Source organism: Filimonas effusa (assembly GCF_004118675.1).
GTDB classification, from domain to species: domain Bacteria; phylum Bacteroidota; class Bacteroidia; order Chitinophagales; family Chitinophagaceae; genus Filimonas; species Filimonas effusa.
This window is the reverse complement of record NZ_SDHZ01000002.1, coordinates 1427675-1450222: the sequence shown is the minus strand read 5'-3', so window position 1 is coordinate 1450222 and position 22548 is coordinate 1427675. Positions and strand designations below refer to the sequence as shown.

The window sequence follows — 22548 nt, the reverse complement described above, 5'->3', positions numbered from 1 at the left end:
TTATTGTAGCTTAAGCTGTTTTGTGTAAATGGCGTGTTGTGATGGCATTGCCCAGCGCCAGAGAAAGGCTGCTCACCAACAATAACACGGCAGTATAAAAGAGATAATCCTGTATATGCGGAACGGCGAAGGCGCCGAAGCCGCCAATGCCCTGTAATGCCAGGAGCAATTCGTTGAACGCCACACCCGCCAGGAAGGCAAGTATTGCTACGCGCGTAAAACCGGTAAGTAAAATATAATTGTATCTTACCCAATAGCCGATAAAAAACAGGCTGTAAACGCCTAACAATACAAGGTGCAGGTAAGCGATGACCACCGGCCTGAATCCGAACACCATCTGGCTTAAGGAAGGGATTGCTGAAACTGCCTGTAATATAAACTTAAGGGTTAAGGCGAAGGCCGATGCGTAGAACAGTATCATATAAATACTGCGGCTTTTCCAGTGTTCCCGCGTTTTCATTTTTAATACAGGCGCCAGCTTAACAAGCATTACCAGCCATGCGCCCAGCTGTAATAAGCCTGCAAGCAGGCCAAACAGGTACAACCACGTGGGCAGTTTCGCCCAAAGGATGGATAGCAGGTAAGTGGGGATAGCTGCCACCGCAAACAGCTGGAAAGATCTTTTAAGCGAAGGCATGCCGGCAGGGAGGTGTGATACAATAATAGCCATGCAACCAAAGAAGAACCACCCGTTATACTGGAAGTGCAGGTAGTAGTAAACAGCGGCAAGATAGATCTGCTGGTTAATATGGTGCGTTGCCATCATGTACCCGAGATAGAGGGGGCCGGCAGCAGACACCACATTCAATAACAAGCCTGTCTTAGCCCAGCTTAGAGAGGGATGGCCAGCCGGCAGCAGCCTGCTGTCTTTCATGAACACACAGGTAAACCAGATGCTTTGTACAATACTCAGTGTAGAAAAGCCGATGGAAACTGCTTTATATCCTTGTACGGTAAAGGCTATAAGCATACCGGCTGCGCAAAACAAGTTAGCAAGTAATAGAAACCAGTATTTCTTTTTCCTGTTACCGGATAAAAACGGTGTGATCACAGAAGCCAGTCCGGCATAGATAAAATGGCTAACCCAACCCGAGAACGCAAAATGTGAATGCGCGTGCAACAGATGTTTCTGTTCAAAATAAGGAAAGTTGAATGCTATCTTATACCGCATAACTGTGCCGTACAATGCTACAATGGCAAGACTGAAAAGTGCCCATTTAACAGCTCTCTGATTTTGAAGCTTATCCATAGTTATCAAAGCTAAACTTTAGCAGCGCTTAAGGTTATGATCTGGCTCATGATGCCGGGAAAAGCACCTTCTGCGCACGGTTGTTTCAATGGCGGGTGACAGCCGCCATACGGGTAAGAAACTCGTTTTTGCGGATTTTCCAAATTTTAGGCGCTGATTTTCGACAGTGCCGGGGCCAGGAAAAACTCTAATTTTGCGATGTAAAAGCGAGGGACCGGGCTATTTGTAAAAGAACAAACTGCAGCTAGCCGGTTATCTGTCATTAAAATTATTACTTGCGAAAAGCCAAAAATGCTATGAAACTAAAAATGCCTTTTTTTCTACTCGTATTGCTGACTGGCGCGTTGTGCCTTTCGTCCTGTTCACAAGACGATGAGACCTTACCTGATTACCTGCAACTCAAAATAAATGGTTCAACGGTAAGATGGACAAAAGGGGCAACTGAAGTTGTACCGCAGGCCCCTGTTACGCAAAAGACCAATTTTTCTCTTACAGGAAACAACGATTCATCCAACGTGATTTTCTTCATTGGTGTAGAGGTGAATGGAAGTACCCTGGCTCCCGGAACTTATAGCAGCGATGATTATATGCTGCCGGTGAGTTACGGCGTTGTGGGGGCGGGCAACACCTTTGTAAAGGAGTTCACCAGCACTGCAACTATCGATGGCCAGCCTAAGCCTAAGTATGTACTTACTATCAAATCTGTTACCGATCAATACGTCACCGGCAGTTTTACGGGCAACCTGCTCATAGATGCTAAAAACAAAGAGGTAATAGAAATAACCGAAGGTGAATTCATGATGCCGCGTTTACGTTAGCAATAGAAGGCTCCTTTAAAATAATATTAAGCAAGCGCTTTAAACAAGGCCGTATCGTATGATATGGCCTTGTTTGATTCTGGCTTGTAATAGCGGCGCCTATTTTCATCCGGGCGCTGGCTTCTATCGTGCAGCACCATGCTACCTGGGATTCGCTGGCAACCTGTTCGCTGTTTACTATCAAAGATGATTTAACGGAAGGCCCGGGCTGTAGGGGAAATGGCGCCTGTGATATTGATGGTGGTGGTACTTTGGAGGTATTTTTCATTACCAAGGCCTTCATACGATGCCTTGAATTTTATGCGCCTGTGTATTATGAAACCTGCTGCGCCAGCCTGCGAAGGCCGCAATGTATTATGGGCCTGTTTGAGGGGCTTTTCCGGCAGGTAATTGTATTACGGTGGGGTTAGCTAAAATATTTAGGCGGTTTTTTGGTGATAGCTGCATTTTGCTAAAAAAACGTCCATTTCTTAGGAAGCTTTAAAGAAGCTTTTAGGATGCTTTAAGGATGCTTTGAGGCAGCTTTGCGAAAAAGGTGCTTTTTTTTAGCAAAAAGGAGGAGGAGGCGGGTGGGGCCTCCCCTCCCGGGAGCTGGAAAGGCGGGTCATTTTTCGTGCATTTTGATTTTTTTATGCAGCCGGTTTAAATCGCGGAGGAACCGTTTCAGGCACTCGTATTTAAACAACATAGCGCTGTTTTCTTCCCCGTTCATTATCTGCTCTCCATTGTATACGGTTGAAGAGTAGAACTCCCAAAGTAATTTCTTCCAGGTTTTATACGAATCGTTTTGGAAGAAAGAATTGACGGTGCTTACCAGCGGGTTAAGCACATCGTCTGGTATTTTGCTGGCATCCATTGCGTATTAATTTTTTAGTTAAAAAAATAAATATTGGATGTCAGGTCAATTTGCGGTTATAATGGAGTTAAGTAAGCGGGTGGGTTTAGGAGGCGTTGTTAAGGGTATTGAGAAACGCAACATTCAAAGCGGGTTTGTTGTGTATAGGCTGTTGCCCGCGCCATTTATTGGTTTCAAAAAGAAAGATAGTTTCGGCCTGTGTCATGAGGTTGGCTGTGCGGTTGTACAAAATTTGGGCGGTGTTTTGCGGAATAGAAAAGTCGTTGTTATAGCGCGTTTCTGAATAGCTTTTCTTAAGTATGTTGAATAGATCTTTCTCCTGTTGTGTGTTTTGGGGGAAGACAGTATCGAGTTCAAGCCCTGCGTACGCCAGCAGGGGCAGCAGCCTCAACAAATTATGAGAATCGGGCCGATAGCCGATAAGCGCGCCTGAGAGCGCCATTGTAGTTTGTTCTACAGCCTGGTGAAGTAAAAAGCAGCAGGTTTCGGGCATCTGGCTTTTTAGGCAAAAGGCGGCTCCCTGTAAAAACTGCTGGGCTCTTGTAAATACCTGTTTCCAGATTAGTTCTGCCGCTGCCAGCCTGTGCTGTAAAGGCTCTTCTTTTGCAGAAAGCGGCGTAGTTTTCCATTCATAGCCATAAAGCAGGCATCCCTTTTTACGCAGGGTGGTAAGGAAAAGGCGGCCTTCGCTGATAGCAGTGGATACAAATGGCTCACGAAGGATGATGCATGATACCGAAAGCAGGGGTGTATTAAAGTTGTCGATAGTTTGTATGATATCGTGGGAGCATCGCGGTTCTTCCTTGTCTGGTATAACCAGTAAGTAAAAGATGGCGGGTGCGTTGCCGGTATTGGTGTTTCCTAGTCCACTGCAATTGTGGCGGTGGTTACTTTTAATGCTGAAGCCATAGCAGACGATTTTTTCAATGGCAACGGCTGTTGTGATTTTTTGAATCAGTAAAGAAAGATTGTTTTTGTGTTCAAAGTCCAGGTGTTCAAAGGCGCTACGCATACAATATAGTTGATGCCGGCTGGATTGAGGTGTCGTTGCCGGGCGGTTAACAAATAGTGGATGAATGCGTAAGAACTAATACGGGCGCGGCTAAAAAGAAATAGACGTGGGTTAGTTCTTACCGTCTGCGCGGGCTACGACACCCTGAACCGGAATAAGAACGCCCACGCCATGACGTGAACGATCTACCTTATGTCCCGGTTCAATAGAAGGTCGTAGTTTCGCAGAACGAGAATAAAGCAAATTGCTTAATAATATTATTAAGATAGCCAAGTCTATGAAGTATTTACATAATCTGCCATAGCTCTCTTTTTTCGGAGATAAAGATAAAAACTTTTTTGTTTTGTCTTCTTATAAGAAGACAAATTTTTTTTCTGTAATCCTGATCTTACACTGGCATGTCAAACAAGGATAGGAGCATATTAAAGACTTTTGGCGAAAATTTGAAAAAGGCCCGTAAAGAAAAGGGACTTACTACACGCGAATTTGCTGATATAGCAGATATCGCCCATAGCCAGGTATGGAAGCTGGAGAGTGGGCTGGTTGATCCTTCGCTTACTACTTTGTTGGCTATTGCTAAGACGCTGGATGTGTCTATTGATGGTTTGGTGAGTGAGGGATAAGCACCCTTAAAGTTCTAAAAGAGTTTATCGATAGCTTTTTGGGTAGTTTGTTATGTCGTAAGAAAATACTTAAGAAATGATATAAGCCTATCTTTTTAATCTTAAAAGTTCTGTCAATGTTGTTGAAAAGGGTGTCTTGTCTTGTTTAAAATTCTTAAGCTGCGTGAGTAATTTACTGTGAACGGTTATGAGCTCAAACTCTTTTTCTATTTCCTCCAAGATTTCAAAAACTAAATAATATTCCTGAGTTGGTTTGCTAGGGTATTGGCGATTAAGCATCTGCTTTTTTGTTAGAATTTGAGGTCCTTTGGAGTTAAGCTTGTAAAATAACGTTTTCTCCTCTCCTTTTGTATACAACAACAGGTAGCTAGACGAGGTAATTGAATTGTCAATGTGAATAGAACTCTTATCATTTGCGATTCTTGTGTTATATAACTTATGTTGTTGAATCCATTCTAAGTGTGCCTTTCCCTTATAATAGCCAATTAGAATCCTTGTTTTTTCAGGAAGTAATGATCTATTTGGTCCATAGGTTTCTGGAATAAGAGCTTTGAGATTAATGGCAGGTGTTTGGCCGTAAATTGAATAAGTTTGAAAAGCCATTTTTTCTCTTTGAGAAGCTCTGTTCAAAAATAATTCAACAACATCTTTTAAAAATGCCTTCAGGGATTGTATTCCATTGTTTTTTTTTGAAGGGTTAATTGCGAATGCACCTAACCCCGGTAGAATCTCATGATAACCTTTTAGTGTTTTGGAAGACTGACCTGGATAGAGTACATAGGCCCCGGCAGTTCTTCTAATGGCATCTCTATAGGCATGCATTTTTATTAAATCAGAATTTTTATATTGAAAGGTTTCTTTATCATTATCAAGTTCATCGTCAACTGTTTTGTTTAGCCACGAATGCTGCAGGTTGTCCACTCTATATTTTGCATCAAAATGGAGATGGACTATTAACTCTTCTCTTTCAGCCTGCGATGCTTCTATACCATAAGGCCATATGCTAAGTGTGTAATCAGGTCTCATATTCGTCGACCAACTTCCTTCATCTTGATGAATTGGATTATGAGAGAAGGTTCTATTGTAGCTCAATTGTACATTGAGGCGTCTGCTTGGTGCTTCAAAAATACCTTCTATGGCTAGGTGTTTCCTACTCTTTAGCCTAAGGAGCAAACCCTCTTTGTTTGGTTCAATCAGATCTTTTGCTTCTGGTTTTTTGAGTTCAAAAACTGAACATACTACATCTATTAATTTGAAATAGAGCCAGTATTCATAAAGTTGGGCTACATCTCGTTTGCCGCCTTCGTATACATCTTCACCTCCTTCCCAACAAAGTAGGGCCGCAAGCTCAAAAATTAGCCATACATGAAGCACTTCTCTGTAGCCTGCCTTGCGTTGTAAAATAGGACTATTTAGCGGGAAATTGTTTAGCTTTCCAATCTCTTTGAATACCGAAGCGCTTATATAATATTCTAATTTTCTAACGAGTAATGAAGCCTCTTCTTTATAGTCTGATGCTTCAGGCAAAGCTGTATGGAATTGCAGACATAAAGTGAGAAACTGCTGTAACGCATGTTTAATAAATCTATTCTCTGGCGTATCTAATGTTTCTCTCTTATAAAAACCGGGAAGTTTAATTTCAAGATTCGCTTGTTTTGTTGAAAGTTGTCGTATTTGTTTGCTAGATAAACGTTTGATCTTTCGAATGTCTATTAAACCTTCTTCAAATGACCATTGAGAGCCGGGAGACTTCTCGATTTGATGTAGCGCTTGCCAAAACTCTTCTGTGTCTAAAATGGATTTAATAAACGCGAAGCGCTGATAGATGCTTTTACTTCTTAAATGCGGATTATAGGTGAATTTTTGTATAACTGGACTTCTGTAAGTCATTATAAGATCTGTACAATAGGTCGTAATTTCTTCGAGCATTAATCGATAATCAGTTCTGTAGTCTGTTTTTTTTGACCTAACCTCTAACTTAAAAGGATACGATGAAGAATTTGAAATACATTCCAGCCATATTGTTAAGGTGCCTACATAGTTGCCAGGCTGGATAATTCCTATTGAAGGGTTGAATTTTGAAGGCTGAATTATATTATGGATACGTTTCAGTTTAAAGTCTTTGCCAACATGGTACTCATACGAGCAACCTTCCTGAATTTGATAAATGGCTTCTCCAAATTCTTTTGCTTCAGCATTTGTAAGTTTCCACATGCCTGCATGTGAATTTCTACGTATAATTTTTACTGAAGTAACTGTTTCTTTTTCTTTATAAATGGTAACAGTAATTTCATCAGGCCTCTGCATAACTAGTAAAACTATGGTGAAGAAGATTAAAATACATACGTTGTATTTTTTCTAACGAAATAGGATATTTGATGTCTGTCAAATTCTTTTGAATATCAATATTTTTGCTTTCGTCCAAGTACTTGTCGACTTCTGCTGTATTTTCCAAGCAAAAACTGGCTAGTGTTCTGAGTACATCTTCTAGTTTTCGTCTGGAACCGTGTAATCTAGGAAGCAGTTTTTGCATAATAATAGCGTCAACTAAATCATTTGGGGACCATTCTTCGATTTTGCCAGCAACGTTTATGAAGAGTAAAATTTCATGGGCGGATCGATATCCAAATTCTGCTCCCACCTTCCTAAGTTCTGTAAAGAACTGCAGCAGTACTTTTGATATTTTGCTATCGGTGGTTGGCTGTTTTGATGTTGCTAGTTCCATAAAGTTCTTCTCCATATTAGCTCCCCTGGCTGCTAGATCCTTACTTGCTTTGGAGCTTTCTTTTGATAAAAACGTACTCATTTCATCATTTAGAATTCTAAACTCAATTACTGATGCACGGTCTAGGACCTTAGGGCTAAACATATAGGTTGTTTCGTCTATGTTAACTGTTCCTATAATAAAAAGATTTGGGGGAAGTTGTGTTTTAGGTGGAACAGAACATTTTTGCCATTCTCCATCGCCTGGATGCAAATGAATTGGAGATTGGGACTCCATGCAGCTTAGGAAGTCTGCAAAATATCTTTCTACGTGGCTTAGATTCATTTCATCTAAGATTAAAAAGTAAGGTCTACTCTGGTCTTTATTGGCTCTTAATATGAGTGACAGTACTCCGTTCTCAGGATGGATATATTTACCTTCTTGCTGCATGTTGGGAAAACCTAGAAGTGGCTCTCTATTTGTCCAGTCTGCACCTACAGGGACCACGCAAATTTGTCTATCTTCTTCAGTAATCCATTGGGCAAATGAAATAGCTAATTTTGTTTTCCCTGAGCCGGATAATCCGGTCAAAATCACGAATGGTTTAGCTGCCAATGCAGAAACAAAACGGAGGACCGTCTTTTTATGGTATTGTAATCCAGCCTCTTTTAAGTGAAGCAAGAATGTAGAGTAGTTAAAGGCCATAGCTTTTTTCCGGTTCTTTAATGAAACATTCGAATTGCTAGAGTTGTACATGTGGCTATTGGAGATGTTTTCTTTTAGCGCTTTTGCATATTCTTCAATGATGAGTTGGATATCTCGATTTAAATCTGTTTTTTTTAATCCAAAATCTTTTTGAGTATCATCAATTTTGTAGCTTCTAAAAAAGAATGAGCCTCCGTAGCGTTTAGGTTTTATTTTGCCGAGTGCTAAAAAATAATCAGAAATAGTTTGGGTTTGTTCTCGCCAATTTTTACCGGGAACTTTTGTTTCACTAATACCATATGCTAAAAGAAGCTCTTTCTCTTCCTTATAGTATAAATAAACTGGATAGATCCCTTCTGAGACCTTCTGCCCTTTGGCTAGTAAGGCGATCCAAGGGATTGCCGCAATATTCCCTTTCCCAAAACCTGCTTCAACTTGAAGTCCTTTAAAAATGCCCTTAAATTCAGATGTTTTAAGGTTCGTAGGGTCATTGTATACTTGGTTTAGAAAGGCATTGATAATGGGATAAATATCATCTTTAGCTACTATTTGAAACCCATGACCTTCTAAAAGCTTAAAGCAAGCGGTTCCTGCACCACCTCGAAACTCGTTCCTATCTAAGATCTCACCATTCGCAAATAAGTTGGCATAGGATGCGATTAATTTAGGCGGATATCGTTTTCCTTCATATAAAACGTCATAGAATTTTGACTGCGCATCAGATGGAACTCCATCAGTATCAATTTTTTTTATTGCATCTATCAAATGATTCCTGTCTATATTTTCGGGTATTTTCATTATTGGCAGTTTGTCATTTTTAAAATAGAAGATAAAGGAGTTTCGTTGATTGCTAGGTAGCTGTGTTTTGGAGACCAATTTAGTACAATTAGCGGCCTTTATGCAAAAAAATAATACTAGGCATATTGTTCCTATCTTAAATCATCTTACGCTCCTTGGCCCGTTTTCTGCTTACTCCCTCATATATGAAATTCCCAAAACTACTCATAACATTAGTTTTAGCCTTCTCCATAATCGCGTCTTTTGGCCAGCGGAAAAAGAGTCTTCCGGCAAGGCTCGTCAATACGCTTTTGAATGATACGGCCTCGGCAGCAGAAAAGAGTTTCCGGGTGTATCCTACGTTGGGCTATTCGCCGGAAACTGGTGTTGAGCTTGGGGCTTCGGCCCTCTGGCTGTTTCGCGCGAAGGGGGATACGCTTAACCGCCTTAGCGAAATACAGGCTTTTGCCTTCTTTACCTTTAATGCCCAATACGGTCTCTGGATAGATAATGCCATCTATGGCGATAAAGATAAATGGTTCTTCCTGGGACGAACGCGGATACAACGCTTTCCCCTGCTTTACTACGGCATAGGTCATAATACTGCGGGGGATAACCCAGCCGTTATAGATGCTAATTATATCCTGCTCCGGCAGCGCGTTTTGCGGAAAATTAGCAACAACCTGTTCCTCGGCCCGGAAGTAGATTACCAGAATCTCTTTGGTGTTAAGTTTAACCAGCCTCATGAAGGCGACCCTCATACGCTGCCCACCGGCAGCAATGGCACTAACAACCTGGGCATCGGCGGCGCACTGGTGTATGATACCAGGCATAATGTATTAAATGTGCGGAAAGGACTCTTCGGCGAACTATCCTTCCTGAAATATGCGCCCTCCATTGGCAGCGATTACCATTTCTCCTCTGTTAATGTTGATGTTCGTTCTTTTCATCCTTATAAAAAGAATAATGTCATAGCGTGGCAGGTGTATGGCAACTTTCTGGCTGGCGATGTGCCCTTCAACCAGCTGGCCCTCATGGGCGGTGAAATGATGATGCGCGGATTCTACCAGGGGCGCTATCGCGATAAAAACCTGTTGTCGGCACAGGTGGAATATCGGATGCTGCCTTTTTCGTTTAGCAAACGTTGGGGAGCGACTGTTTTTGCCGGAACGGCGGCCGTTGCGCCACAGGTGGGGGCATTGCAGTTGAACCAGGCGCAATGGTCGGCGGGAGCGGGGTTGCGTTACCTGTTGTTCCGCAAAAAGGATATCTTCCTGCGTTTTGATGTGGGCATGACTAAAGAAGGGCCTGCGTTCTACTTCTTTACCGGCGAGGCGTTTTAACTAATAAGGCTTCGGGGGCTAATTGTAAAGAAGTTCAAAGTAATTCAGCCTATTAAATGCTACCTGAATAAACTCCGGAGACATAATGTGTTTCTTTCGTTCATTCCATTGATGCACCTTTTCAACTACTTCTGTCAAATTCCTCCTGTCAGCAACCTCATTATTGAGCACATAGTCTACTGTTGCAAGCACTTCCATGCTTAAAGGAGTTTCAAAGCCTTCAATTAAAGCGAGTAATGTTTCTATTCTTTGCTTTTGAGTGTCGGTTGAATGAACTGAAATGAATTCTTCAACTTCGCCAAAATGCGTGTCCAGAACTTTTAATTCATCAAATGTTTTTACGTCCTTATATTTCATTCCCGAGATATAAAAACCGTCTATATCGTAAAGTACATGATTAAGTTTGGGTGCATAGGGACCGTAAATATGCTTTTGGAATTCTATCTTTTGAGCATCTTCGTCTCCGAGTCTGTTAAGAAAATAAACCAGCTTCTGGGTCTCAAGAACAGTCAGGGAATATTGTAGCTGCGAATAGTAGTTCATCAAATACAATATAATGGCCCGGGTAGGAGTTAGCCTGGGTTTGGCTTTCGTTTTTTCTTCTTTTGTTTCATAAGCAGCTTCCGACGGTTCATAAACAACTATGTCTACACCAGTAAGTGAGGATAGCTTTTCTTCGATAAGCTGTTTTACTATATTCCAGTCTAAGCCTCCATTGCCACACCCAAGGGGAGGTATCGCTATAGATTTAATGTCTGCTTTCTTAATTTGCTCAATAAGATCGTCAAGTCCTTCTTCTACATAAGTTAGTTTCGAAGGGTGCCGCCAATGTTTCTTAGTTGGAAAATTGATAATCCATTTTACCCCGTCCATTCTGCTGGTGGGTACCATAAACATCTTGCCGGTATCGAGTTTCTTTTCTGCTGCTGCTTGCTTGTATAACTTATAATTTTCAGGAAATCTTTCCTTAAACTGCAGAGCAATCCCTTTACCCATAACACCAACTGTGTTTACGGTATTTACTAATGCTTCAACATCAGCCTGTAATAAATTTCCTGTTGTATATCTGATCATATTAATAATACCAATGACGAAATGTTTTAACTTGTAGTGTTAGACCCACCTCGTTTACCATTTTAGAGATTTCTTTTTCCATATACTCGTTCATAACACCAATACCAGCAATAAGGTTTACCGGAATATGCTTATGAATCAAGAGTTCTGCCATTCTTCGCCTTGCCCTGTCGGGATACTCGGGAGGATCGTCGAACCAGTATTTATCCTGTATAATATCCCATGCAATTTGATCCAGTTCTTTGATATCATTATGCTGCGTCGATAATTGCATAATGGCTTGCCCGGTTGTAAAGACAAATTTTAATCCCGCTTCAATGATCTTTGGCAACGAAATTACGATATATATAACGTCAGTTTGCTGGCAGGTAGTATTTGAGTTGCCCTTAGATATGGAATATAACATAGGAGATTTTGGGCCGAAATAGAAGGAAACGTAATCATGGATCCTGCCATAAGGGCTTACATCTATTTGTTTTCGCTCCCTTTTATTAATAATGTCAGTCTTTCCTATATTCACATATGACGCGTCTATCCTCGGAGAGGAGGAGCAATACAGGCCGTTACGTAAAATAAATGGAATGTTTTTATAATGCGTAATTCTGTATCCAAACACCGTTTCTGGAATTTTTCCTGACATCTTACCTCACAAATATAGGTTAAGCGGGCGTTGATAAACAACCTGTTAATATATGGGGTAAAAACGGGCGGTTAACATTTCTCCTTTATATTGCAAGCCATGAAGCGGCAGTTCCGATACCTTGTTGGGTTGTTTATTATGATGGCCGGTTTTGTTTCTGTAGCAAAATCTTCCGTCGCGCTGCTTATTCATGACTATGCCGAAGGGGCCGATAACTCGTATTTTATTTACAAACATGTCAAGAAAAGAAAACAGGATGTCGAAGATTTTCATGTTGCTTTTCTGGCTGCCAACGGCACTTCCTCCGAAGCTTATGTGCGGAAAAAACCACATAGCCCTGTTCCCGCTCCTGCCTCTTTTTTCCGGCAATGGATTTACAGGCCGGTATTGGATACTTCTTCTCAGCTTGTTCGCTTTCTCTCAGGTCGCACCATGTGTTTGCTAGGGTGCCGGCTTACGATATGATACCATTGGCTACCCCGTAGTTATGTTTTGAACCCGTTTAATGGCTCTTGCCTGTTATAACGGCATTTTTCTATCGACACATATCATATTGTTTATGCATTATATTGTTAAGGCATGCAGGCTTGTGCTGGTCTGTATCTCTTTGCCTGTACCTATGTTCGTGCAAGCGCAGGAACAACAACCTGTTATTGGTTTGCCGCATCTCCTGGAAAGGGTGGTGCAGTTTGCTCCTTCTTTATCTGCGGATTCCGCTTCTATCAATATCAGGCAACAACAGCTTCATACTACTTCTTTCAACTGGCTGCCGGCTCTCAGGCTGAGCTACCAGACTGATATTGGTACCAACAACAACCTCCCGGGGGGATATTTTGGATATGGTATGGTGCCTACCAATTCCAGGGTGCGTGAGGCGGGTAACTCCAGTTCCATTCTTACCAGTATTGGCGCCGCCGCCTTTGAATGGGAGTTGTACAACTTTGGTGCATACGATGCGCAACGTAAGGTTGCCGAATCGGATGTTGTTACCGAAGAGGCGAAACTGGTGCAAAGCCGCTACCAGCTTCAGGCATTTACCATAGACCAATACTTGCAGCTCATGCGGTTGCAGGATCTTAGGTTTATACAGGAGCAGAATATCAGCCGTAATGGTGAAATACGACGCTCGGTAATGGCGCTTGCTAAAAGCGGCATCAAGGCTGGGGTTGATACCAGTATCGCCAGTGCAGAGCTTTCGAAGGCAAGACTGGTTCAGATTGATATCAATAACCAGATAAGGCAGATACAGCTGCAGCTTGCGGCTCTTAGCGGCATGACGCCGGAATCGATCGTGGCTGATACGGGTATTGAACAGCATTTCATTAATTATCTGCCGGAACAGTTGAACGATACTATTTCTTTGCGTCATCCCCTGCTGGATTATTATCATTCGCTTTACAACAATAGTCTTTATAAGGAGGCGCTGGTGAAAAAGAACTATAATCCCAGGATCATGTTCAATGCGGCTGCGTGGGGGCGTGGTTCCAGTGTAAGCGCCTCCGATGAATTCCGCGCCCTTGCCAAAGGATGGGGTTTGGAAAGGGCGAATTACCTGGTGGGCCTGGGCATTACTTACAACTTGTTTGATGTTAAACGGAAACAGTTGCAACTGAGTACGCAGAAGGCAAGTACTACTTACGCCCTCAAAAAGCTAAAAGAACAACAGGTTGTGCTGCAGTTGAGCACTGACCAGGCTAACAGGGAGCTTGTCACAGCCAGGGAGCGGCTGTCTGAAATTCCTAATCAGCTAACGGCAGCCACGGCTGCTTACAGGCAAAAGCTGTCGCTTTATAAAAATGGTCTTACCGATATCATTGAGCTGAACATGGCTTTGAATCTCCTGTATCGCGCCGAGCAGGATTATACTGTTGCCAAATACAATTACTGTAAAGCCATCTTCCAGAAAGCCATCACCGAAAACCAGGTGGACCAACTTATTGATCCGTTAAAATAATTGATATGTCGTTAGTTTCATCAGCACTAAAGAAGCCTATAGCAACGATAGTGGTCACCGCCAGCTTGCTTATCTTCTCGGTGCTTTCCGCTATTAAGATCCCTATTGATATTTTCCCACAGCTTAATATGCCTACTATCTATGTGATAGAGTCGTATGGAGGTATGTCGGCCCAGCAGATGGAAGGTTTCTTTTCCACGCGGTTGCAGGACCAGTTTCTTTATGTGAATGGTATCAAGGAAATTACTTCCAAGAATATCCAGGGCATTACGATGCTCAAGCTTAGCTTTTATGAAAAGACCAATATGGCTGAAGCTTCGGCACAGGTGGCGTTACAGGTGAACAGGGCCATGCGCTTTTTTCCACCCGGGGCCATTCCGCCGCAGGTGGTGCGTTTTGATGCGTCGTCGCTGCCGGTAGGGCAAATGGTGCTTTCGAGCCAAACTCGCAGCCTGAAGGAGATCTATGATCTGGCTGCTACCAGGGTGCGGCCTATGTTTTCGTCGGTAGCAGGACTTAGCGCTCCGCCGCCTTTTGGAGCCAACTCAAGGTCTATCACTATTAACGTGAACCCCGATAAGCTGCGTAGCTATCATATCACACCCGATGAGGTGGTTGCCGCTCTTACAAAGTATAATGTTATGTCGCCTTCGGGCAACCTGCGTTTGAATAACATCATGTATGTAACTACCATGAACTCGCTTATTCAGAAGGTAGAAGACTTTGGCAATATTCCTGTAGTGATCAAGAATGGTGTTCCGGTGCTCATTAAAGATGTTGCCCGTGTTGCCGATGCTGCGGATGTTACTGTTGATTATGCCCTCATCAACGGCAAACGATCGGTATATATACCGGTGGTAAAAACGGCTGATGCTTCTACCTGGACTGTTGTGCAGCAGCTGAAGGGGAAGATACCGGAGATACAAAGCCTGCTTCCTGAAGATGTGAAGGTGTCTTACGAATTCGACCAATCTGTGTTTGTGGTGAATGCGGTAAAAAGTCTTATTACGGAAGGGGCGCTTGGTGCGTTGTTAACGGGGCTTATGGTGTTGCTGTTCCTGCGCGATCTGCGCAGCAGTTTGATTGTGGTGATCACTATTCCTGTATCGCTGCTTATTGGTGTGCTTATGCTTGGTTTATTCGGGCAAACGATCAACATCATGACGTTGAGTGGTCTTGCGCTGGCTATTGGTATATTGGTTGACCAGTCGACGGTAACGATAGAAAATATTCACCAGCACCTGGAGATGGGTAAGGCAAAAAAGCAGGCCATCTTCGATGCCTGCCGTGAGATAGCTTTTCCGTTGTTGCTTATACTCCTGTGTATACTGGCTGTGTTCGCGCCCTCGTTTATCATGACGGGTGTGCCAAGGGCCATGTTCTTGCCGTTGTCGCTTTCCATTGGCTTTACGATGATCGCCTCTTTTGTTGCGGCTCAAACTATAGTGCCTATTCTTTCCAACTGGCTTATAAAGGCAGAGCGTTATCAACATTATGATCATGGTACTATTCATGCGCATGCGGGCGAAGCGCTTAACAGCGAGGAGCAAAAGCAAGTGGAAGAACATCAGAAACAGGAAGAGGCACAGCCTGCAAAGAACGATTTCTTTGAGCGTGTTAAAATGCGCTACCGTAACCTGCTTACCCGCTGGATGCCGCGTCGTAAGTTTATTGTAGCTACCTATCTTGTGGTGATATTTGCGCTGGCTGCCGGCGGTTTTGCAATCATAGGAAAGGACATGATGCCTGCAGTGAACAGCGGGCAGTTTCAACTGCGTATTAAGGAGCCTGATGGCACAAGGCTGGAGCGGACAGAAGAAAAGCTGCGCCAGGTGTTACGGATCATAGATACAACGGTACAGCATAAGGTGGCTATCAGCTCTGCTTATATAGGTCTTATACCAAGCAGTTATGGTATCAGTAATCTTTATGTATTCAACACCGGTACTCATGAGGCGGTGGTGCAGGTGAACCTCGATGAAAAGTATAAGGTAAATACCGATGAGCTGAAGGATGCGCTCAGGCGTAATATACTTTATGCCCATCCTGAATTGCGCCTGAACTTTGAACCTATAGACATGACTGAAAAGATCATGAGCCAGGGCGCTGCAACGCCTATAGAAGTGCAGGTGGCGGGAAAGGATATGAAGGAGATAGAAGCCTATGCCGGTAAGGTTGTGAATCGTTTAAAGAAAATTCCATACCTGCGTGATGTTCAGATCATGCAGCCATTACGTTTCCCGATTGTATCCATCACTATCGATCGCTTGAAGGCTGCACAGCTTGGGCTTGATGTAAAGGATATTTCCCGCTCGGTAACAGTAAGTACTTCGTCCAGTCGTTTTACCGAAAAGGTGCAGTGGCTTGATGAAGAGAAAGCTTATACTTACCAGGTGCAGGTACAGGTTCCCGAATTTGTGATGAACACCATGGATGAATTAAAGGAAATTCCATTGGTGAAAGGCCAGAGCAGCCTCACTCTTGGCGATATTGCCACGTTTAAAGTGGATTATGTTCCCGGTGAGTACGACAGGCAGGGGCCGCGCCGCTATCTTACGGTTGGCGCGAACATTCATAAAAAGGATCTCGGGACTGCCACCGCGGAAGTAAGCAAAGCGCTTAAAGAAGTGGGGGATCCCCCGAGGGGTATGCTGGCTGAGGTAAAGGGGATGTCGCAGCTGCTTATAGAAACCATGGGCAGTTTGCAAACAGGGTTGGTGTTTGCCGTACTGGTCATCTTCCTGCTGCTGGCTGCCAACTACCAGTCGTTTAAATTGTCGCTGGCTGTGTTGAGTACGGTTCCTGCGGTAATTACCGGTTCGCTGGCGGCGTTATTACTTACTGGGTCTACGCTGAACCTTCAGTCGTACATGGGGATGATCATGAGTACGGGTGTATCTGTAGCCAATGCTATTTTAATTGTTACGAATGCTGAACAGTTGCGGATGAGCTATCGCGACTCCGTTAAATCTGCCATAACGAGTGCCGGCATTCGTTTAAGGCCTATTCTCATGACGAGCTTTGCTATGATAGCGGGTATGGTTCCTATGGCCTCGGGTATGGGAGAAGCCGGTGAGCAATCTGCGCCGCTGGGGCGTGCTGTTATAGGAGGGCTTGCTGCTTCTACCCTGGCTGCGTTATTGGTGTTGCCGCTGGTGTTTGCGTGGACGCAGCAGCGGGCGTCGTATCAATCATCTTCGCTGATGCCCGACGGTAATGTTGTGCCCGAAGGAGGTATAACGCCTGACGGTAGTGTAAAACCTGGTGACGTGTAATGCCTGAAGGCAATAGGTGGCCGGGGTAACTGGTATTATTCATGATTCAATAAATAATAAAATGAAACTCAAATATATTCTTCCATTTGCATGCATCGTTTTGTCAATGGCTGCATGTCATGAAAATCAAAAGCCGGTGGACATGACCGGGCATACAACGAAAAAAGACAGCAGTCGTTATGAAGTAGGTAAGGTCATGGAAATGCCTTTATCGAGCTATGTAAAGCTTCCGGGGCAGCTTAAGCCTTATGATGAAGTGTTCATTTATGCTAAAGTAAATGGTTTCGTTAAAAACGTGTTGGCCGATCGTGGTACGGTGGTTCGCAAAGGGCAGGTGTTAATACAGCTGGAGGCCCCGGAAATGGAATCACAGATGCAGGCTGCAATATCCAAGTACCTGCAGGCGCAGGAGAATGCGGTAGCGAGTAAGGAGAAGTATAAACGTTTGAAAGAGGCTGCTCTTGAAGAGGGCGCTGTAGCGCCGCTTGATCTTGATATGGCGGCTTCGCGCATGAAAGCTGATGAGGCCATTGTGATGTCGGAAAAGTCGAATGTTGCGGCAATGAAGAACATCATTAACTACCTTACTATAACGGCACCTTTTGATGGGGTTATTGTTCAGCGGAATATTTCTGCAGGCGGGCTGGTGGGTCCAGGGGGTAAATCGAATGAGTTGCCTATGATGGTGCTGCAGCATCTTCAGAAGCTAAGGCTCGAGGTTTATATTCCCGAAGCTTATGTAGATAAGGTGGATTTAAAGCACCAGGTGAGTTTTACTTTTAACAGCATGCCGGGTAAAGAGAACAGGGCCAACATTAGCCGTACTGCCAACGCCCTTAGCAGTATGCGTTCTGAAGCGATAGAGATAGATGTTAACAACAGCAGCCAGGAATTGAAGCCTGGCATGTATGCCGAAGTAAAGGTGCCGCTCTTGTCGGGCGCGAAATCGCTGCTGGTTCCCAGTCATGCTATCGTGCGCTCTACAGAACGGCAGTATATCATAAAAGTGGTGGATGGCAAGGCGCATTTTGCAGACATTAAAGAAGGCCTTAAGGCAAATGAACAAACGGAGATCTTTGGCGATGTATCTAAAGATGATGAAATTGTTTTACATGCTACTGATGAGATTACGGAAGGCACGGTGATAAGGTAGTTTCTGTACTTTTTAAAAATGGGTTGCAGAAGGTGTGTTGCCTTCTGTAACCCATTTTGTTTTATTCTCCATACATTGCCCTGGTTATTACAAAATGGAACACATATAGCCAGCTAAGCAAAGCATGCAGTATAGCCCATCCAATGGATTTATTTCTTGACCAGGATGTTACGATCGCCAGAACAGAGCCCAGGCTTAGGCCTTTCTCAACTACTGAAGCTGAATTGTACTGTGTTTGTGCGTGTGCCAATACAGGCGCAGCGAGTAATACTAAAAGGATAAGGGAGAGTTGAAAATATTTCATAGTAATTGTATTGCGTTACAAAATAAGCCCTATACTGGTTTCTGGCGCTGATATTTATCAGTATCCGGGATTGGTTGATCTGGCGGGAGGACTGGCAGGCGCCCGGGGACGGCGCTTTTGCACGAAAATTGCTGCTAATGCTGCATCTTCTTCATCAAAAGCTTAGTTAATGGAAAACATCATGAAACGGTATGCAGATCTTTCTGCCAATTTCAGGAGTTCAAAGCAATCGAAAGAAAGCATAGCGCAGTTGTATGCCTTCCTGGATGAAACAGGGGGCGCGCAGGATAAAACTTCGCTGCTGGTAAGGTCGCAGGTGTATTCTTTACTGGGTTATCACCAAAAGGCCTATGATATATTTGTTGCCATTGCCGACAAGAGCAACCGTAAGGATATAAGCCGACTTTTTGAGATGGAGCAGCTGGCTAAGTCGCACCAGGATAATTTTGCTTTGAAGAGGAAACCTGCTCCTATTCAACATCTTCCCGAGCTTACGCTAAATGATTTTGTGAAGGAAGATAATAGCGCCCCGGATGAAGTGGTGTTTGCGGTATCGCGCAGGAATATCATTTTAGGTAAAGTGTTCGATGACAAGCCGCTGCTGATAAATCTTGAAAGGAACATTGCTCTTGAAGATGTATTTCCCCAGTTACTAACTTATATCAAGTGGCTGGGCAGCTGCAAAGCTGAGTTGATAGACTATTATAACAGGAACTTTGAGAATAATGTAAATGAGGCGTGGTACAATTATCTTGATATTTTTGGGGTGAGAATAACCGTTGCAGGTATGCACCAGCTGACGGCCGATATTACCTGCGGTGATGAGATAGCGCAGGATCATTTGCTGGATATTTCGTTTGATGGAAAAAGGATCGTGTCGATGAGCTACGATGGCTAATTGCTCAGCTGGCAGCGTGAAATTCTGTTATGTTGCTTTGTAGTTTGGTTTCATTTTTGTTCGTTACAAGGCAAGTCCCTAATTAGAAAACGATACTATGAACTACTTCCTTGAAATCACGAGCTTGCCAGACTATCCCGTTAAATTCGGTAAAAACAATCCTGATATCGATAATGATATCGATCTTGGAAAATTTATTAATCCTTCAGTTCTTACTGAGCCACTGCATTATGCAGATGCCAACAACAGTGATCTTCCGTGGGACACCATTCTGCAGTACGATGCTATGCGCTCTGTTTCCGGGGGGATAATTGTAAGCACCAGGCTCAAGAATCTTATAGATCTTCAGTTTCCGCACCAGGTACAACTCCTGGAGTGTGATATTGCATATCGTGGACATATTGCAACAGGTTTTTACGTTATGAATGTTTACACTAAACTTCCCTGCTACGATCTTGAAAGATCTGTTTATGAAAAAAGTGCTGTAGACCAGTCTTTCGACTTTGAAAAGATAGCGCTCATTGACGGCATATTGGAGGAGTATGAAATTGAATACCATATTGTACGCTCTTCTTTTGATAACAGGATAGTGGTGTCTGAAGCATTTAAGACGGTGATGGAGGAGTATAATATAAATGCGCTGGAGTTTTCGCCTTCGTTTGTGGCGGAGTGGTAGATTTTTGGAAGGGTATAACCCCATTTGTATTGCTTGCGTAAGTATAAGACTTCTTCTAAAGTTTAGATTTTTTTGCAAAAAGATGCGGTATGTTTTGCTATTTTGGGTGCAATATGTTATGTTTTTAATTTCTTTCGAGACTTTAGGTATTATGTTCTTTCTTAACTTATACGATATATTAGTTCCTTCACGGACTCCAAAATAACAGAAAGCTGGCTTACTTTCGATTTGTGATGTACATTAGTTCTTCGCAGGACAGTTTACGCAGGGAACATCCCTGGATTGGTTGTGACTTACTTTCAATTTATGATGTATATTAGTTCTTTCACAGCTTTGCTACTCATCCTGCAATCTTTGGTTATAGTTGCGACTTACTTCCAATTTAAAATGTACATTAGTTTTTTCGCAGGCGGTAGGTGAGAAGGAAAAAAGCCTTTGACGTTGTGACTTGCTTTCAATTTATGATGTACATTAATTCTTTCACAGCAGCAGCCCATTCTTTAAGCTGTTCACACTTGTTGTGACTTACTTTCAATTTATGATGTACATTAGTTCTTTCACAGCTTCTTTACAATGGCCAATACCTTCGCTGTCGTTGTGACTTACTTTCAATTTATGATGTACATTAGTTCTTTCACAGCGGCGAGAGCATCACGACGCTGCTTATTATGTTGTGACTTACTTTCAATTTATGATGTACATTAGTTCTTTCACAGCTAAGGTCATTTGCTTCCCATCGACTGTTATGTTGTGACTTACTTTCAATTTATGATGTACATTAGTTCTTTCACAGCTCCCTCTATTCATATGCCTAAGGATGCCGCGTTGTGACTTACTTTCAATTTATGATGTACATTAGTTCTTTCACAGCCAAGATGAGTGGGAGAAACATTGAGATGTAGTTGTGACTTACTTTCAATTTATGATGTACATTAGTTCTTTCACAGCTTTTTGTAAAAGTATTTATTCCATTATAAGTTGTGACTTACTTTCAATTTATGATGTACATTAGTTCTTTCACAGCTGGTAACGGTGCGAGATGGTGTTACGGTTAGTTGTGACTTACTTTCAATTTATGATGTACATTAGTTCTTTCACAGCGAACGCAGACGGATCAAAAGAAGTTCATCGTTGTGACTTACTTTCAATTTATGATGTACATTAGTTCTTTCACAGCGCCTTGGAAAAATTAAACGAGGATGCTCAGTTGTGACTTACTTTCAATTTATGATGTACATTAGTTCTTTCACAGCTGCAGAAAAATAACTATTATTCCAAGTGGGTTGTGACTTACTTTCAATTTATGATGTACATTAGTTCTTTCACAGCTACAAAAATCAGTATACATACCCATTATTGTTGTGACTTACTTTCAATTTATGATGTACATTAGTTCTTTCACAGCGCCACGTCCTGACGTATTGCCTCTCATTTAGTTGTGACTTACTTTCAATTTATGATGTACATTAGTTCTTTCACAGCTTAGGTATGAATGCCAGCGAATTGCAGCGGTTGTGACTTACTTTCAATTTATGATGTACATTAGTTCTTTCACAGCAGTGTTTTGCAGGCAGGAAAAGCTATAGTTGTTGTGACTTACTTTCAATTTATGATGTACATTAGTTCTTTCACAGCACTTACTCGTTAATATTAGTTTACGGAACCGTTGTGACTTACTTTCAATTTATGATGTACATTAGTTCTTTCACAGCACATCGTGTTCATCACCTGCGACCTGCATGTTGTGACTTACTTTCAATTTATGATGTACATTAGTTCTTTCACAGCCAGGGTCAATTGCATCAAGCATTTCATTACGTTGTGACTTACTTTCAATTTATGATGTACATTAGTTCTTTCACAGCCCAAGTATCTTTTTTCGGATCTCAATTTTTGTTGTGACTTACTTTCAATTTATGATGTACATTAGTTCTTTCACAGCCCTTACAAGTTCCAAAGCCTGAGTTATGGGGTTGTGACTTACTTTCAATTTATGATGTACATTAGTTCTTTCACAGCGAAAGGCTGTAATTTGCTTTTGCCATTATGGTTGTGACTTACTTTCAATTTATGATGTACATTAGTTCTTTCACAGCGTTATTGAACATATTCCCCGACAACTATCTGTTGTGACTTACTTTCAATTTATGATGTACATTAGTTCTTTCACAGCAGGAAGAGCTGCTGGATGATAAGGGTGGCGTTGTGACTTACTTTCAATTTATGATGTACATTAGTTCTTTCACAGCCCAGGACAGGGATAAGGCGGGCTCCTTTTAGTTGTGACTTACTTTCAATTTATGATGTACATTAGTTCTTTCACAGCCGCTTTTAACTCCATGTCTTCGTCACGCTGGTTGTGACTTACTTTCAATTTATGATGTACATTAGTTCTTTCACAGCATGCATACTTCAAATGGTTCACATTAGACAGTTGTGACTTACTTTCAATTTATGATGTACATTAGTTCTTTCACAGCGTATACC

At 42.5% G+C, this 22548-nt stretch carries 18 protein-coding genes and 1 CRISPR repeat array (1 of these 19 running past the window's edge); of the genes, 9 read left to right on the top strand and 9 right to left on the bottom strand.

Features of this window, described 5'->3' with window-relative positions; translation table 11 throughout:
* Nucleotides 1-10: 10 nt before the first annotated feature.
* Nucleotides 11-1249, bottom strand: coding sequence for a hypothetical protein (locus ESB13_RS17050; RefSeq protein WP_129004830.1), 1239 nt, complete (start codon nucleotides 1247-1249; stop codon nucleotides 11-13).
* Between the two features lie 296 nt (nucleotides 1250-1545).
* Here ESB13_RS17050 and ESB13_RS17045 point away from each other — a divergent pair, with 296 nt between their 5' ends.
* Nucleotides 1546-2067: a hypothetical protein gene (locus ESB13_RS17045; RefSeq protein ID WP_129004829.1), complete on the top strand. Its 522-nt coding sequence runs from the start codon at nucleotides 1546-1548 to the stop codon at nucleotides 2065-2067.
* On the opposite strand, the gene ESB13_RS17040 is transcribed toward ESB13_RS17045, so the two are convergent.
* From ESB13_RS17040 to ESB13_RS17030, 3 genes are all read right to left on the bottom strand, one after another.
* Nucleotides 2045-2350: a hypothetical protein gene (locus ESB13_RS17040; RefSeq protein WP_129004828.1), complete on the bottom strand. Its 306-nt coding sequence runs from the start codon at nucleotides 2348-2350 to the stop codon at nucleotides 2045-2047. The genes ESB13_RS17045 and ESB13_RS17040 overlap by 23 nt on opposite strands.
* A 321-nt stretch (nucleotides 2351-2671) precedes the next feature.
* Nucleotides 2672-2923, bottom strand: coding sequence for a hypothetical protein (locus ESB13_RS17035; RefSeq protein ID WP_129004827.1), 252 nt, complete (start codon nucleotides 2921-2923; stop codon nucleotides 2672-2674).
* Nucleotides 2924-3008: 85 nt separating this feature from the next.
* Entirely contained in the window at nucleotides 3009-3935 is a 927-nt protein-coding gene (locus tag ESB13_RS17030) for a HEPN domain-containing protein (RefSeq protein ID WP_129004826.1), read from the bottom strand.
* A 398-nt stretch (nucleotides 3936-4333) separates the two neighbouring features.
* On the opposite strand from ESB13_RS17030, the gene ESB13_RS17025 reads away from it, so the two are divergent.
* Entirely contained in the window at nucleotides 4334-4558 is a 225-nt protein-coding gene (locus tag ESB13_RS17025) for a helix-turn-helix domain-containing protein (protein WP_129004825.1), read from the top strand.
* 87 nt (nucleotides 4559-4645) lie between these two features.
* Here the strand turns inward: ESB13_RS17025 and ESB13_RS17020 are convergent, their stop codons facing one another.
* Entirely contained in the window at nucleotides 4646-6865 is a 2220-nt protein-coding gene (locus ESB13_RS17020; RefSeq protein WP_129004824.1) for a DUF2357 domain-containing protein, read from the bottom strand.
* Nucleotides 6852-8765, bottom strand: a complete 1914-nt coding sequence (locus ESB13_RS17015) for an MrcB family domain-containing protein (protein WP_129004823.1) — start codon at nucleotides 8763-8765, stop codon at nucleotides 6852-6854. The genes ESB13_RS17020 and ESB13_RS17015 overlap by 14 nt, the downstream gene beginning before the upstream one ends.
* A gap of 185 nt (nucleotides 8766-8950) precedes the next feature.
* On the opposite strand from ESB13_RS17015, the gene ESB13_RS17010 reads away from it, so the two are divergent.
* Nucleotides 8951-10087 (top strand): BamA/TamA family outer membrane protein, encoded by a 1137-nt coding sequence (locus ESB13_RS17010; RefSeq protein ID WP_129004822.1) that lies wholly within the window; start codon nucleotides 8951-8953, stop codon nucleotides 10085-10087.
* 18 nt (nucleotides 10088-10105) lie between these two features.
* Here the strand turns inward: ESB13_RS17010 and darG are convergent, their stop codons facing one another.
* A complete protein-coding gene (gene darG, locus ESB13_RS17005; protein WP_129004821.1) occupies nucleotides 10106-11161 on the bottom strand; it encodes a type II toxin-antitoxin system antitoxin DNA ADP-ribosyl glycohydrolase DarG in 1056 nt (351 codons plus the stop codon).
* A 1-nt stretch (nucleotide 11162) separates the two neighbouring features.
* Nucleotides 11163-11801, bottom strand: a complete 639-nt coding sequence (gene darT, locus ESB13_RS17000) for a type II toxin-antitoxin system toxin DNA ADP-ribosyl transferase DarT (RefSeq protein WP_129004820.1) — start codon at nucleotides 11799-11801, stop codon at nucleotides 11163-11165.
* A gap of 99 nt (nucleotides 11802-11900) precedes the next feature.
* On the opposite strand from darT, the gene ESB13_RS16995 reads away from it, so the two are divergent.
* From ESB13_RS16995 to ESB13_RS16980, 4 genes are all read left to right on the top strand, one after another.
* Complete coding sequence (locus ESB13_RS16995) at nucleotides 11901-12266, top strand: hypothetical protein (protein WP_129004819.1); 366 nt, start codon at nucleotides 11901-11903, stop codon at nucleotides 12264-12266.
* A 154-nt stretch (nucleotides 12267-12420) separates the two neighbouring features.
* Entirely contained in the window at nucleotides 12421-13755 is a 1335-nt protein-coding gene (locus ESB13_RS16990) for a TolC family protein (RefSeq protein WP_129004818.1), read from the top strand.
* Between the two features lie 5 nt (nucleotides 13756-13760).
* Nucleotides 13761-17030, top strand: a complete 3270-nt coding sequence (locus ESB13_RS16985; RefSeq protein ID WP_129004817.1) for an efflux RND transporter permease subunit — start codon at nucleotides 13761-13763, stop codon at nucleotides 17028-17030.
* Nucleotides 17031-17172: 142 nt separating this feature from the next.
* Nucleotides 17173-18183 carry an efflux RND transporter periplasmic adaptor subunit gene (locus tag ESB13_RS16980; protein ID WP_246022595.1) on the top strand — a complete coding sequence of 337 codons (1011 nt, stop codon included), beginning with the start codon at nucleotides 17173-17175 and terminating at the stop codon, nucleotides 18181-18183.
* A gap of 61 nt (nucleotides 18184-18244) precedes the next feature.
* On the opposite strand, the gene ESB13_RS16975 is transcribed toward ESB13_RS16980, so the two are convergent.
* Nucleotides 18245-18487: a hypothetical protein gene (locus ESB13_RS16975; RefSeq protein ID WP_220399695.1), complete on the bottom strand. Its 243-nt coding sequence runs from the start codon at nucleotides 18485-18487 to the stop codon at nucleotides 18245-18247.
* 181 nt (nucleotides 18488-18668) lie between these two features.
* Between ESB13_RS16975 and ESB13_RS16970 the strand changes: the two genes are divergently transcribed.
* Both ESB13_RS16970 and ESB13_RS16965 read left to right on the top strand, forming a co-directional pair.
* Nucleotides 18669-19385, top strand: coding sequence for a hypothetical protein (locus ESB13_RS16970; RefSeq protein WP_129004816.1), 717 nt, complete (start codon nucleotides 18669-18671; stop codon nucleotides 19383-19385).
* Between the two features lie 97 nt (nucleotides 19386-19482).
* Nucleotides 19483-20061, top strand: a complete 579-nt coding sequence (locus ESB13_RS16965; RefSeq protein WP_129004815.1) for an imm11 family protein — start codon at nucleotides 19483-19485, stop codon at nucleotides 20059-20061.
* A 285-nt stretch (nucleotides 20062-20346) separates the two neighbouring features.
* A CRISPR array of direct repeats spans nucleotides 20347-22548; the repeat unit is 47 nt; unit sequence GTTGTGACTTACTTTCAATTTATGATGTACATTAGTTCTTTCACAGC; it runs 1142 nt beyond the window's last position.